The sequence below is a fragment of the Paucibacter sp. JuS9 genome, assembly GCF_044043925.2.
Classification (GTDB): domain Bacteria; phylum Pseudomonadota; class Gammaproteobacteria; order Burkholderiales; family Burkholderiaceae_C; genus JAUASW01.
The window spans coordinates 1,979,184-1,991,557 of sequence record NZ_CP194172.1; the positions used below are offsets into that span (position 1 = coordinate 1,979,184).

Consider the following 12,374-nt stretch of genomic DNA (forward strand, 5'->3'; position numbering starts at 1 on the left):
GTACTATGCAAGCACCATGCCGACAAGCTGCATGCCGCCCGCGAGGCTCATGGCATGCCAAAATCCGGCCCCGATAACCAACAAACAGGAGCCACCATGGGTTTTCTCGCCGGCAAGCGATTGCTGATCACGGGCGTATTGTCCAACCGTTCGATTGCCTACGGCATTGCCAAGGCCTGCCACCGCGAAGGCGCCGAACTGGCATTCAGCTATGTGGGCGAGCGCTTCAAGGAGCGCATCACCGATTTTGCCGCCGAGTTTGATTCCAAGCTGATTTTCGACTGCGACGTCAGCAGCGACGAGCAGATCGAAGCCATGTTTGCCCAGCTGGGCGAGGTCTGGCCCGAGTTCGACGGTTTCGTCCATTCCATCGGTTTCGCGCCGCGCGACGCCATCGCCGGCGATTTCCTGGACGGCCTGACGCGCGAAAACTATCGCATCGCCCATGACATCTCGGCCTACAGCTTCCCGGCCATGGCCAAGGCCGCCGCACCGCGCCTGCGCGCCAACGCCTCGCTGATCACCTTGAGCTACCTGGGCGCCGAGCGCTTCGTGCCCAACTACAACACCATGGGCCTGGCCAAGGCTTCGCTGGAAGCCAGCGTGCGCTACCTGGCCTACAACCTGGGCGCCAAGGGCATCCGCGTCAACGGCATCTCGGCCGGCCCGATCAAGACGCTGGCCGCCTCGGGCATCAAGGACTTCGGAAAGCTGATGTCGGCCTTCGCCGCCACCACGCCGATCCGCCGCAATGTGACGATCGACGATGTCGGCAACACGGCCGCCTTCCTGCTGTCCGACCTGTCTGGCGGCATCAGCTCGGAAATCATCTATGTGGATGGTGGTTTCAGCCACGTGGCCTTGGCCGGCGACTCCTGAGTCTCTGAATCAGCAATGGAAAACGGGGCCCTTGGGCCCCGTTTTTTTGTTTCCGACTCGCGCTCACTTCAGGGAAACACAGTCCACGAAGTAGCGCGAGCGGCCATCTTCGCCCTTCTCTTCCACCAGGCCATGCACATCCGTGGCGAAGCCGGGGAACTTGGCATTGAAGTCACGGGTGAACTTCAGGTAATCCACGATCTTCTTGTTGAAGCGCTCGCCCGGAATCAGCAGCGGGATGCCTGGCGGGTAAGGCGTCAGCAGCGAGGTCGTCACGCGGCCTTCGAGCTTGTCGATCTCGACGCGGTCGGTGCGGCGATGAGCGATATGGGCATAGGCATCGCTGGGCTTCATCGCCGGCTCGAGGTCCGACAGGTAGACCTCGGTCGTGAGACGCGCGATGTCGCCCTTGGCGTAGGCCTCGTGGATGCTCTGGCAGAGGTCGCGCAGCCCCATGCGCTCATATCGCGGTTGGGCGGCACAGAACTCCGGCAGGATGCGCCACAACGGCGCATTGCGGTCGTAGTCGTCCTTGAACTGCTGCAACGCGGTCAGCAGCGTGTTCCAGCGGCCCTTGGTGATGCCGATGGTGAACAGGATGAAGAAGGAATACAGGCCCGTCTTCTCCACCACCACGCCATGCTCGGCCAGGAACTTGGTGACGATGCTGGCCGGGATGCCGGTCTTGGCGAACTTGCCGCTCATGTCCAGGCCGGGCGTGATGATGGTGGACTTGATCGGGTCCAACATATTGAAGCCCGAAGCCAGGTTGCCGAAGCCGTGCCACTTCTGGTTGGCCTTGAGCATCCAGTCTGCCGGCTTGCCGATGCCTTCGTCGGCCAGCTTGTCCGGACCCCAGACCTTGAACCACCAGTCCTTGTCGTAGTCGGCCTCGACCTTGCGCATGGCGCGGCGGAAGTCCAGCGCCTCGGAAATGCTCTCTTCCACCAGGGCCGGGCCGCCAGGCGCGTCCATCATCGCGGCAGCCACATCGCAGCTCGCAATGATCGAGTACTGCGGGCTGGTCGAGGTGTGCATCAGGTAAGCCTCGTTGAACAAATGCTTGTCCAGCTTGACGTTCTGTGCGTCCTGCACGAGCACCTGCGAAGCCTGGCTGATGCCGGCCAGCAGCTTGTGCGTGGATTGCGTGGCATACACCATCGCCTCTTTCGGGCGCGGGCGGTTCTTGCCCATCGAATGGTAGGAGCCGTAGAAGCCATGGAAGGCCGCATGCGGCAGCCAGGCCTCGTCGAAATGCAGCGTGTCGATCCAGCCGTCGAGCTTTGCCTTGATCGTCTCGGTGTTGTAGAGCACGCCGTCATAGGTGCTCTGCGTCAGCGTCATGATGCGCGGCTTGACCTTCTTGGCGTCCACACCCTTGAGCAGCGGGTTCTTGGCAATTTTCTTGCGGATCACCTCGGGCGAGAACTCGCTTTCGGGGATCGGGCCGATGATGCCGTAGTGGTTGCGCGTCGGTGTCATGAACACGGGCACGGCGCCGGTCATGATGATCGAGTGCAGGATGGACTTGTGGCAGTTGCGGTCCACCACCACCACATCGCCCGGTGCCACTGTGTGGTGCCAGACCATCTTGTTGGACGTCGACGTGCCGTTGGTGACGAAGAAGCAGTGGTCGGCGTTGAAGATGCGCGCTGCATTCTTCTCTGAAGCAGCAACCGGGCCGGTGTGGTCGAGCAGCTGGCCCAGCTCTTCAACCGCATTGCAGACGTCGGCGCGCAGCATGTTCTCGCCGAAGAACTGGTGGAACATCTGACCCACCGGGCTCTTCAGGAAGGCAACACCACCCGAGTGGCCCGGGCAGTGCCAGCTGTAGGAGCCGTCCTGCGCGTAATCCATCAGCGCCTTGAAGAACGGCGGCGCGAGGCCGTCGAGGTAGCTCTTGGCCTCCCGGATGATGTGGCGGGCCACAAACTCCGGCGTGTCCTCGAACATGTGGATGAAGCCATGCAGCTCGCGCAGCACATCGTTGGGCAAGTGCTGCGAGGTGCGTGTTTCGCCATAGACGTAGATCGGGATGTCCGCATTCTTGAAGCGGATTTCCTCGATGAACTTGCGCAGATTCAAGACGGCCGGATCAAGCTCGGGGCCGGGCGTGAACTCCTCGTCGTCGATCGAGAGGATGAAGGCGCCCGCGCGGCTCTGCTGCTGGGCAAATTGCGAAAGGTCGCCGTAGCTGGTGACGCCCAGCACCTCGAAGCCCTCTTTCTGAATGGCGTCAGCCAGGGCGCGGATGCCCAGACCCGAGGTGTTCTCGGAGCGGTAGTCCTCGTCGATGATGACGATGGGAAAACGAAAACGCAGCATGGCTTGGCCTCCAGAGGGCGCTGAGCAGAAAAACGAAAGGCGCGAAGTGTAGGGCCAAGCGCCCGCGACGCAAGACGCCACCCCTGTTTGTCGCACAAACAGAACGGGCTGGGCACTCCGGGGCCGGCGCTACACTCATTTGCAACAAATGGGGGAGCCATGAATCAAGCCATCGCCTGGTGGATCGTCGCCGGCCTGCTGGTCGCAGCCGAACTGGCAACGGGCACCTTCTATCTGCTGATGCTGGCCGTCGGCGCTGCTGCTGCCGCACTCGCAGCACACCTCGGGCTGAGCTTGCCGATCCAGATGGTGACTGGCGCCGTCATCGGCGGTGCCGCAGTCGCACTCTGGCACATGCGCCGCAGCAAGCAGGTTCGCTTGCCCGCCCATGCAGATCGCGACGTCAACCTGGACATTGGTCAAACCGTGCAGGTCCAGCACTGGGCCAAGGACGGCCGCACCACCGTCAAGTACCGTGGCGCCGATTGGCAGGCACGCTTCCAGGGTGAAGGTCAGCCACACAGCGGCCGCTTTGTCATCAGGGCTGTCGACGGCAACTGCCTGCTGCTCGACGCGGCCTGAATCCGCTCAAGATCCAAATCAACATCAAGCAAGGGGAGATGCATGGAAATCGTTGCGCTGGTGCTGCTGATCGTCGCAGCCGTCTTTGTCATCCAGTCGGTCAAGGTCGTGCCGCAGCAGCATGCCTGGGTGGTTGAACGCCTGGGCCGCTATCACGGCACACTCACGCCGGGATTGAACTTCCTGGTGCCCTTTGTCGATCGCCTGGCCTACAAGCACTCCCTGAAGGAAATCCCGCTCGACGTGCCGAGCCAGGTCTGCATCACCAAGGACAATACCCAGCTGACGGTGGATGGCATCCTCTACTTCCAGGTGACCGATGCGATGCGCGCCAGCTATGGCTCCAGCAACTACATCACTGCCATCACCCAGCTCGCCCAGACAACCCTGCGCTCGGTGATCGGCCGCATGGAACTCGACCGCACCTTCGAGGAGCGCGCCGTCATCAACACCTCCGTGGTGGAGGCCCTGGACGAGGCGGCATTGAACTGGGGCGTGAAGGTGCTGCGCTACGAGATCAAGGACCTGACCCCGCCGCCCGCCATCCTGCACTCCATGCAGGCACAAATCACCGCCGAGCGCGAAAAGCGCGCCCTGATCGCCGCCTCAGAAGGTCGCCGCCAGGAGCAAATCAACATCGCCACCGGCGAGCGCGAGGCGGCCATCGCCCGCTCCGAAGGCCAGAAGCAGGCCGAGATCAACAAGGCCCTGGGTGAAGCCGCGGCAATCACGGCTGTCGCAGATGCCACGGCGGACGCCATCCGCAAGATCGCCGCCTCCATCCAGCAGCCCGGCGGCGACCAGGCCGTGCAGCTGAAGGTGGCCGAGAAAGCGGTTGACGCCTACGCCCAGTTGGCCCAGAAGAACAACACGATGATCGTGCCCGGCAATATGAGTGAGGTCTCAGGCCTGATCGGCACTGCCATGGCCTTGATGAAAGCTCCCACTCTCAAGTCCTGAACTGCTCAGAACGCCCAAAAATCTAGGCTAGAATGGCGGGCTTCGGAGCGGTGGATGAGTGGTTTAAGTCGCACGCCTGGAAAGCGTGTGTGGGTTAATAGCCCACCGCGGGTTCGAATCCCGCCTGCTCCGCCAGAAATTGGGAAGGGCCCGTCAGTGATGACGGGCCCTTGTTCTTTTCCGGGTCGAGCAGATTCAGCGGCGCTTCAGCACATGAATGAACTCATCGGCTTGGTTGGCCTGCTCGACCAGCTCATTGCCGGTCTGGCGCGCAAACGCCTGGAAATCACGCATAGAGCCGGGGTCGGTGGCCACCACCTTCAGCAGCTGGCCACTCTCCATCTCTGCCAAGGCCTTCTTGGCCTTGAGGATGGGCAGCGGGCAGTTGAGGCCGCGGGTGTCGATTTCCTTGTGGATGTTCATGGACATATGCCTCAGTCGTTTGGCGTCGATTCTAGGGCTTGGGAAGTTCAAGCCATTGGGGCTCGATGCCGCGGGAGCGCAGCCACTGCGCCATCGCCTGTCCGGTACCGGCCGGCCAGCAGCGCACCTCGGCGGGCGGCAGCAGCTTGTACTCGGCCAGCTCGGGGGAGAGGCAGATCTCACCGCGCGCCGGCACATGGTAGGCAATGATGACCTGGTTCATGCGCTGGAAATCGTAGACGCCGATCAGCGCTGGCACTGATACGGCCTCAAGCCCGGTTTCTTCCAGCAGCTCGCGGCAGATGCCGGCTTCAGGCGTCTCGCCAGCCTCCATGAAGCCGGTGATCAAGCCAAAGAAGCGGCCCGGCCAGGCCGCATTGCGGGCCAGCAAGACCTGACCCTCACGGTCCAGGCATTCCACCACCGCGGCGAGCACAGGCGTCGGGTTGTTCCAGTGCGTATAGGCGCAGGCGGCACAGCGCAGCCGCTCCTTCGGGCCACTGTCCTCATCCTGAACCAGCCAGGCCAGCGGACCCGCGCACTGCGGGCAGAAGCGGTAGTTGCCGCCACCTGTCATGCGGGAAAGACGCCGGTGGAGAGGTAGCGATCGCCGCGGTCGCAGACGACGAAGACGATGGTGGCATCGCTCACCGTGCGTGCCAGCTGCAGCGCGGCCCAACAGGCACCAGCGGCCGAGATGCCCGCAAACAGGCCCTCTTCCCGCGCCAGGCGGCGCGCCATGTCTTCGGCATCGGCCTGGCTGACCAGGATCAGCTCGTCCACCGCGCTGGGGTCGTAGATCTTGGGCAGATAGGCCTCGGGCCACTTGCGGATGCCCGGAATGCGCGAGCCTTCCGATGGCTGGGCGCCAATGATGCGTACGGCTGCGTTCTGTTCCTTCAGGAATCGCGAGGTGCCAGTGATGGTGCCGGTGGTGCCCATGGCGCTGACAAAGTGGGTGATACGCCCGCCGGTATCGCGCCAGATCTCGGGGCCCGTGGTTTCGTAGTGGACACGCGGGTTGTCTACGTTGGCGAACTGGTCGAGCACTCGGCCCTTGCCATCGCGCTGCATCTGCTCGGCCAGGTCGCGGGCGTATTCCATGCCACCTGAGCGCGGCGTCAAGATCAGTTCGGCCCCGAAGGCCTTCATCGTCTGGGCCCGCTCGATCGACAGGTCCTCCGGCATTATCAAAACCATGCGATAGCCACGCACGGCCGCAGCCATGGCCAGCGCGATGCCGGTATTGCCGGAAGTGGCTTCAATCAGCGTGTCGCCCGGCTTGATTTCGCCACGTTCTTCGGCGCGCCGGATCATGCTGATGGCGGGCCGGTCCTTCACGGAGCCGGCCGGGTTGTTGCCCTCCAGCTTGGCCAGGATCACATTGCCGCGCGCGGCCTGATCGGCGCCGACAAGGCGCTGCAATCGGATCAGCGGCGTGTTGCCGATCACGTCTTCGAGGGTCTGGTAATGGGCTTGCTGCGGTCTTTCCATGGCGAGCATTGTGGCAGCCCCGGAGAAGCCCTGTGCACATGGCATAATCCATAGCTCAGCAGGTTTTGCCCCTGGCCCGGGTGGCGAAATCGGTAGACGCAGGGGACTCAAAATCCCCCGCCGCAAGGTGTGCCGGTTCGAGTCCGGCCCCGGGCACCAGGTCAAAATCAGCTGACGAAGTCTTGGCAGATCGCCCCGCATGTCGGGGCTTTTTTGCGTCCGTCCCATGGGCGCCTGCCGCATACACTGGGGCCTTCCGCCCACGTCGACACGCCAACAAGACCATGCCCCAACTGCCACCGCTGACCAAAGCCCTGATCCTGGCCTGCGTGGGCGTGTACTTTCTGTTCGAGCTTGTTCCGGGTGCCGGCTGGTTCGCGCTTTGGCCACTGCAGTCCGGCAACTTCATGCCCTGGCAGCCATTGAGCTACGCCTTCCTGCATGGCGGCTTCACCCATCTGCTGTTCAACATGCTGGGCCTGTGGATGTTTGGCTCGGAGCTGGAGCGCGTCTGGGGCCGCCGCCGCTATGCGCAGCTGCTGATCGCCGGCGCGTTGACGGCCGCGCTGGCACAGCTGGTGTTCTCGGCGCTGATGCATTCCAACGCGCCCACGGTCGGCGCGTCTGGCGCTCTGTTCGCGCTGCTGCTGTCCTTCGGCATGCTGTTCCCGAATCGCATCATCACGCCGCTGATCCCGCCGATTCCGATGAAGGCCAAGTACTTCGTCGCCATCTTCGGCACGCTGGAGTTGCTGCTGGGCACGCGCCTGCTGGACTTCGGCCCGACCAACGTTGCCCACTTCGCCCACCTGGGCGGCATGCTGGGCGCCTACCTGCTGATCCGGTATTGGCGTACGCGCGGCCCTCGCCGCCTGCGCTGAATCGCTAGACCAGGCCTTCGCGCACCGTCGGATAGCGCAGCTTCAGGCGCAGCTCGCGCTTCAGACGGACATTGGCGAGCCGTCGCGATTCACTCATGAACGAGAGGCGCACCGGGCTCATCTGTGCCGCAGCCTCGGCCCGGCTCAAGCGCGGCGGCCGCGCCAGGCCGCAGAGTTCGGCTGCCAGGTCGAAATAGTCGCCCATCAGGAGTTCGGTGTCATCGCAGACATGCACCGCCCGCTGAGGCAGCGCGTGAAAGAGTGCCGCCACGCAAGCTCGCGCCAGATCGTCGGCATGGATGTGATTGGTGTAGACATCATCTTCGCGCCGCAGCACCGGCGCACCACTGAGCAGGCGCTCGCGCGGATGGCCGCCTGGGCGATCAGGCGCATAGATGCCTGGCACACGCAGCAAGCTCACGCGCGTGCCGAAGCGACGCGCAAACAGACGGAGCTGCTGCTCGGCATCGACCCGACGCTGGCCCCGCTCGGTGGCCGGCGCCGTGGCTCGCGTCTCATCAAAGCGCGCGCCGCCGCAATCGCCGTAGACGCCCGTCGTGCTGACATAGATGAGGCTTCGCGGGGCCTTGCGCAGTGCAAGTGCCTGCAAGAGGTGACGGCTTCGTTCGTCGGTGGCGCCCACGGAGGCCGGTGGCGCCATGTGCAGCACATGTTCAGCCAGCCCCGCCAGCCGCGACAGAGTGGCTGGCTCGTCGAGATTGCCGAGCAATGGCAATGCACCTGCATCACGCAACGCCGCGAAGCGCTCTGCACTCGAGGTCAGGGCAAAAACCTGCCAGCGCGAAGCAAGGAGCTTCAACACCCGCATGCCGACGTCGCCACAGCCAACAATCAGCAAACGCGGCCGGCGCAGGGGTGACGAAGGCAGGGACATTGGCGGCTCAGGCAAAATGGCGCCCGAGTGTACGGCCCGCGGCTTCTTGCGCGGGCCGCGGTTTTTTTGTCCACGTTCGCACCCTTCCCGCCCATGAATCTGCAGGTCACCGTCCAGCCCAGCGGCCGCGTCTTTGAAGTCGACAGCGATGAAACCATGCTGGCCGCGGCCATCCGTGCCGGCGTGGGCTTGCCTTACGGCTGCCGCGACGGCGCCTGCGGCTCCTGCAAGAGCAAGCTGCTGGAAGGCAAGGTCGTGCATCGCGAGCATCAGCACAAGGCCTTGAGCGTCGAGGAAGAAGCCGCCGGCTTCGTTCTGACCTGCTGCGCCAAGCCGCAGACCGACTGCGTGCTGGAAGCGCGCACCGTGCCCGGTGCCGGCGAGTTCGCGGTGCTGAAGCTGCCCAGCCGCGTGATGAGCATCGAGAAGCCGGCCAGCGATGTTGCCGTGATCAAGCTGCAACTGCCGGCCACGCAGAACTTCCAGTTCCATGCCGGCCAGTACGTGGAGTTCATCCTGCGCGACGGCGCGCGCCGCAGCTACAGCATGGCCAATGCACCGCACAACCTGGGCACGCCAGCCGCCATCGAACTGCACATCCGCCACATGGCCGGCGGCAAGTTCACCGACCATGTGTTCGGCGCAATGAAGGAAAAAGACATCCTGCGCATGGAAGGCCCCTTCGGCAGCTTCTTCCTGCGCGAGGACAGCGACAAGGCCATCGTGCTGCTGGCCAGCGGCACCGGCTTCGCGCCGATCAAGGCCATCATCGAGCGCATCCAGCATCTGGGCCTGACGCGGCCGCTCAAGCTCTACTGGGGCTGCCGCAGCAAGGCCGATCTGTACCTGCACGACTGGGCGTTGAACGCTGCGGCCACGATGGGCACACTGGAATACATCCCCGTTCTGTCGGAGCCCAAGCCCGAAGACGCCTGGACCGGCCGCACCGGCTTCGTCCACCAGCAGGTGGTGGCCGACCTGCCCGACCTCTCGGGCCACCAGGTCTATGCCTGCGGCGCGCCCATCGTCGTGGAATCGGCGCACCGCGATTTCGTCGCGCAATGCTCGCTGCCGGATGATGAGTTCTACGCGGACTCGTTCACGTCCGAAGCCGACAAGCAAGGGGCTGAATGATGTTCCAGCCGCCCTATGTCAACGCAGAGAAGTTCCAGACTCAACTGCATGACCTCGGGCATGCAGTCATCGCGCCAGATCTCGTTCAGTCTTTCTTCGGTGTTCAGCCTGAGCAGCTCGCAAGGCTCAGCGGCTACTGGGACAAGCTCCCCCCCGACAACTTCCTGAAAGACGGCGGCCGCTACCGCTTCCGCCGCCACAGCTGCTTCGTCGTCGATGGCGATGAAGTCATTCAAAGCCCGCACCGCGCGCACTGGCAGCCGCTGGACTACAACGCCCTGCACGGCGGCATCGAGCGCCTGTTCGAGCCGATGGAGCAGGCGGCCACCGCCCTGCCCGCCTGGCAGCAATTGCTGCGCGGCCTGGCCTCCATTGCTTCAGGGCTCAAGGGCGAGAAACCCTGGTTCGTCGAAGCGCATCAGTTCCGCATCGACACCACCGACGGCATCGGCCGCCCGACGCCTGAAGGCGCGCATCGCGATGGCGTCGACCTCGTCGCCGTGTTCCTGATCAACCGCCATCATATCAAGGGCGGCGAGTCACGCGTCTTTGAAGCCGCCGGCCCGCAAGGCCAGCGTTTCACCATGACCCAGCCGTGGACGCTGCTCCTGCTGGACGATGAGCGTGTGATCCACGAAACCACGCCGATCCAGCCGGACGGAGGCCATGGCCACCGCGACACCCTGGTGGTGACGCTGCGAGCCGGTGGCTTTCAGGACCCCTGAAAGGCGGCACTCCGTGAAGGCATGCCAGCTTGGCATGGCTTGATGCACAGCTGGCGAAGGCTGTTGCTGCCCTGCGCACCTAAAATTCGTGGCGCTGCCACAAGCGGCATACCGCCCGGCCTCCCCGGCTGGCTCCACGAACGCATCACGAATGCCAAGCACGACCATGAACGCCGTCTCCGACCTCGCCCGCGCGCTCCAAACTGCGCCCACCGCCTCCCTGCCCTCTTCGCTGTTCGGCCTGCCCGACCAGGCTCCGCATGAGCGCGTGCTGCTGGCCGCCGATGAAGAGACCGGCCTCAAGGCCATCCTGGCCGTGCACAGCACCGCCCGTGGCCCGGCCTTCGGTGGCTGCCGCGTCTGGAGCTACGACAACGAACTGGCCGCGCTGAACGACGCGCTGCGCCTCTCGCAAGGCATGAGCCTGAAGAACGCGCTGGCCAATCTGCCCTTCGGCGGCGGCAAGGCCGTAATCCTGAAGCCCGCCGTCATCAAGGACCGTGCCGCGCTGTTCGCCGCTTTCGGCCGCGCCGTGCAGTCGCTGGAAGGCGCCTACATCACCGCTGAAGACGTGGGCACCACGACCGCCGACATGCTGGGCATGCAGGCCACCACCCAATTCGTCTCGGGCATTCCGCGCGCTGGCGCCTTCGGTGGTGACCCGAGCCCCAAGACCGCCTATGGCGTGTTCGTCTCCATCGAGCGAGGCGCGCGGCTGGTGCTGGGCCGTGAGTCGCTGGAAGGCGTGCGCGTCGCCCTGCAAGGCCTGGGTGCCGTGGGCTGGCATCTGGCCGAGTACCTGCACAAGGCCGGCGCCAAGCTCGTGGTGGCCGACGTGGACGCTGCCAAGGTGCAGCGCGCTCAAGAGCAACTAGGCGCGCAAGCCGTGGGCATCAATGAAATCCTGTCGGCCGACGTAGACGTGCTGGCGCCTTGCGCCCTGGGCGCCTCGCTGAACATCCAGTCAATTCCGACGCTGAAGGCCAAGCTGATCGCTGGCGCTGCCAACAACCAGCTGGCCACCGCCGCTGACGGCGATGCGCTGCAAGCCCGCGGCATCACCTACCTGCCCGACTACCTCGTGAATGCCGGCGGCATCATCAGCGTGGCCCGCGAGTACCGCGGCGAAGGCGAAGAGAACGCCGTGATGGCCGAAGTCGCCCTGATCGCCAACCGCGTGGCCGAGCTGCTGGAACGCGTGAAGAGCGAAGGTTCGACGCCGGGCCGCGTGGCGGACGCCTGGGCCCGCTCACTGCTGGTCAAGCCCGCCTGAAGCTATTCAGTCGGCGACAAAAAGGCGGCCTGCGGGCCGCCTTTCTTTTTGTGCCGAGGCGACTTATTCGCCCAGATATGCAGCCCGCACCTTGGGGTCGTTGAGCAGCTCTTCGCCAGCACCGCTCATCGTCACCTCGCCCGACTCCATCACATAGCCGCGGTTGGCCAGCTGCAGCGCACGGCTCGCGTTCTGTTCGACGAGCAGCACGGTCACGCCCTGCTGGTGAATGTCGTTCACCACCTCGAAGATCTTGTCGACCATGATGGGCGAGAGGCCCATCGAGGGTTCGTCCAGCAGCAGGAGCTTGGGGCGTGCCATCAGAGCGCGGCCCATGGCCAGCATCTGCTGCTCGCCGCCCGACATGGTGCCGGCCAGTTGCTTGCGGCGCTCCTTCAGGCGCGGGAACAAGGCGAACACCTTCTCGATGTCGGCCTCGATTTCTTTCTTGTCATTGCGGATGTAGGCGCCCATCTGCAGGTTCTCGGTGATGGTCATGCGCGTGAAGGTGCCACGACCCTCGGGCACCATCACCAGCCCCTGCTTGACCAGGTCCCAGGCGCCTTGGCCCTTGATCACGCGCCCCATGTAGCGAACTTCGCCTGCGTTGCTGGGCTGCAGGCCGGTGATCGCCTTCAAGGTGGTGGACTTGCCGGCGCCGTTGGCACCGATCAGGCTGACCAGCTCGCCCTGCCGCACCTCGAAATCCACGCCCTTGACAGCCTGGATGCCGCCATAGGCCACCTTGAGCCCACTCACCGCGAGCAGGATGTTGCCTTCGTCAATTGCTGCCATCTTGTTCT

At 64.3% G+C, this 12,374-nt stretch carries 13 protein-coding genes and 2 tRNA genes; 9 read left to right on the plus strand and 6 right to left on the minus strand.

Annotated elements, in window-relative coordinates; genetic code table 11:
* The first annotated feature begins 96 nt into the window (after positions 1–96).
* A complete protein-coding gene (gene fabI / locus ABT392_RS08785) occupies positions 97–879 on the plus strand; it encodes an enoyl-ACP reductase FabI (RefSeq protein ID WP_395385996.1) in 783 nt (260 codons plus the stop codon).
* A gap of 63 nt (positions 880–942) precedes the next feature.
* On the opposite strand, the gene ABT392_RS08790 is transcribed toward fabI, so the two are convergent.
* Positions 943–3,204 (minus strand): arginine/lysine/ornithine decarboxylase, encoded by a 2,262-nt coding sequence (locus tag ABT392_RS08790; protein ID WP_334276544.1) that lies wholly within the window; start codon positions 3,202–3,204, stop codon positions 943–945.
* A 159-nt stretch (positions 3,205–3,363) separates the two neighbouring features.
* On the opposite strand from ABT392_RS08790, the gene ABT392_RS08795 reads away from it, so the two are divergent.
* The 3 genes from ABT392_RS08795 to ABT392_RS08805 all read left to right on the plus strand — a co-directional run bounded on the left by ABT392_RS08795 (position 3,364) and on the right by ABT392_RS08805 (position 4,881).
* On the plus strand, positions 3,364–3,786 hold the full coding sequence (locus tag ABT392_RS08795) for an NfeD family protein (RefSeq protein ID WP_334276543.1): 423 nt from the start codon (positions 3,364–3,366) through the stop codon (positions 3,784–3,786).
* A gap of 42 nt (positions 3,787–3,828) precedes the next feature.
* Positions 3,829–4,746 (plus strand): SPFH domain-containing protein, encoded by a 918-nt coding sequence (locus tag ABT392_RS08800; protein WP_395385995.1) that lies wholly within the window; start codon positions 3,829–3,831, stop codon positions 4,744–4,746.
* Between the two features lie 44 nt (positions 4,747–4,790).
* A tRNA-Ser gene (locus ABT392_RS08805) sits at positions 4,791–4,881 on the plus strand.
* A 60-nt stretch (positions 4,882–4,941) separates the two neighbouring features.
* Here the strand turns inward: ABT392_RS08805 and ABT392_RS08810 are convergent.
* From ABT392_RS08810 to cysM, 3 genes are read right to left on the minus strand one after another with little or no spacing between them, the layout of a single operon-like run.
* Positions 4,942–5,169, minus strand: coding sequence for a sulfurtransferase TusA family protein (locus ABT392_RS08810; RefSeq protein ID WP_334276539.1), 228 nt, complete (start codon positions 5,167–5,169; stop codon positions 4,942–4,944).
* Positions 5,170–5,200: 31 nt separating this feature from the next.
* Positions 5,201–5,746 (minus strand): NUDIX domain-containing protein, encoded by a 546-nt coding sequence (locus tag ABT392_RS08815; protein ID WP_395385993.1) that lies wholly within the window; start codon positions 5,744–5,746, stop codon positions 5,201–5,203.
* Positions 5,743–6,663 (minus strand): cysteine synthase CysM, encoded by a 921-nt coding sequence (gene cysM, locus ABT392_RS08820; RefSeq protein ID WP_395385991.1) that lies wholly within the window; start codon positions 6,661–6,663, stop codon positions 5,743–5,745. Before cysM ends, ABT392_RS08815 begins: the two co-directional genes overlap by 4 nt.
* A 74-nt stretch (positions 6,664–6,737) precedes the next feature.
* On the opposite strand from cysM, the gene ABT392_RS08825 reads away from it, so the two are divergent.
* Both ABT392_RS08825 and ABT392_RS08830 read left to right on the plus strand, forming a co-directional pair.
* Positions 6,738–6,822, plus strand: a tRNA-Leu gene (locus ABT392_RS08825).
* A 125-nt stretch (positions 6,823–6,947) separates the two neighbouring features.
* Positions 6,948–7,544 (plus strand): rhomboid family intramembrane serine protease, encoded by a 597-nt coding sequence (locus ABT392_RS08830; protein ID WP_334276534.1) that lies wholly within the window; start codon positions 6,948–6,950, stop codon positions 7,542–7,544.
* A gap of 4 nt (positions 7,545–7,548) precedes the next feature.
* On the opposite strand, the gene ABT392_RS08835 is transcribed toward ABT392_RS08830, so the two are convergent.
* Entirely contained in the window at positions 7,549–8,439 is an 891-nt protein-coding gene (locus ABT392_RS08835) for an SDR family oxidoreductase (protein ID WP_334276533.1), read from the minus strand.
* Between the two features lie 93 nt (positions 8,440–8,532).
* Here ABT392_RS08835 and ABT392_RS08840 point away from each other — a divergent pair, with 93 nt between their 5' ends.
* From ABT392_RS08840 to ABT392_RS08850, 3 genes are all read left to right on the plus strand, one after another.
* Positions 8,533–9,573 (plus strand): CDP-6-deoxy-delta-3,4-glucoseen reductase, encoded by a 1,041-nt coding sequence (locus ABT392_RS08840; protein WP_395385990.1) that lies wholly within the window; start codon positions 8,533–8,535, stop codon positions 9,571–9,573.
* Positions 9,570–10,298 (plus strand): 2OG-Fe dioxygenase family protein, encoded by a 729-nt coding sequence (locus ABT392_RS08845; protein ID WP_464970954.1) that lies wholly within the window; start codon positions 9,570–9,572, stop codon positions 10,296–10,298. Before ABT392_RS08840 ends, ABT392_RS08845 begins: the two co-directional genes overlap by 4 nt.
* Positions 10,299–10,464: 166 nt before the next feature.
* Positions 10,465–11,571: a Leu/Phe/Val dehydrogenase gene (locus ABT392_RS08850; RefSeq protein ID WP_334276530.1), complete on the plus strand. Its 1,107-nt coding sequence runs from the start codon at positions 10,465–10,467 to the stop codon at positions 11,569–11,571.
* 63 nt (positions 11,572–11,634) lie between these two features.
* Here the strand turns inward: ABT392_RS08850 and ABT392_RS08855 are convergent, their stop codons facing one another.
* A complete protein-coding gene (locus ABT392_RS08855) occupies positions 11,635–12,366 on the minus strand; it encodes an ABC transporter ATP-binding protein (protein WP_334276529.1) in 732 nt (243 codons plus the stop codon).
* Positions 12,367–12,374: the final 8 nt, after the last annotated feature.

Bases quoted from the DNA above. Each gene is read 5' to 3' on its own strand.
- fabI (WP_395385996.1), top strand. From the start codon at position 97: ATGGGTTTTCTCGCCGGCAAGCGATTGCTGATCACGGGCGTATTGTCC.
- ABT392_RS08790 (WP_334276544.1), bottom strand. From the start codon at position 3,204: ATGCTGCGTTTTCGTTTTCCCATCGTCATCATCGACGAGGACTACCGC.
- ABT392_RS08795 (WP_334276543.1), top strand. From the start codon at position 3,364: ATGAATCAAGCCATCGCCTGGTGGATCGTCGCCGGCCTGCTGGTCGCA.
- ABT392_RS08800 (WP_395385995.1), top strand. From the start codon at position 3,829: ATGGAAATCGTTGCGCTGGTGCTGCTGATCGTCGCAGCCGTCTTTGTC.
- ABT392_RS08810 (WP_334276539.1), bottom strand. From the start codon at position 5,169: ATGAACATCCACAAGGAAATCGACACCCGCGGCCTCAACTGCCCGCTG.
- ABT392_RS08815 (WP_395385993.1), bottom strand. From the start codon at position 5,746: ATGACAGGTGGCGGCAACTACCGCTTCTGCCCGCAGTGCGCGGGTCCG.
- cysM (WP_395385991.1), bottom strand. From the start codon at position 6,663: ATGGAAAGACCGCAGCAAGCCCATTACCAGACCCTCGAAGACGTGATC.
- ABT392_RS08830 (WP_334276534.1), top strand. From the start codon at position 6,948: ATGCCCCAACTGCCACCGCTGACCAAAGCCCTGATCCTGGCCTGCGTG.
- ABT392_RS08835 (WP_334276533.1), bottom strand. From the start codon at position 8,439: ATGTCCCTGCCTTCGTCACCCCTGCGCCGGCCGCGTTTGCTGATTGTT.
- ABT392_RS08840 (WP_395385990.1), top strand. From the start codon at position 8,533: ATGAATCTGCAGGTCACCGTCCAGCCCAGCGGCCGCGTCTTTGAAGTC.
- ABT392_RS08845 (WP_464970954.1), top strand. From the start codon at position 9,570: ATGATGTTCCAGCCGCCCTATGTCAACGCAGAGAAGTTCCAGACTCAA.
- ABT392_RS08850 (WP_334276530.1), top strand. From the start codon at position 10,465: ATGAACGCCGTCTCCGACCTCGCCCGCGCGCTCCAAACTGCGCCCACC.
- ABT392_RS08855 (WP_334276529.1), bottom strand. From the start codon at position 12,366: ATGGCAGCAATTGACGAAGGCAACATCCTGCTCGCGGTGAGTGGGCTC.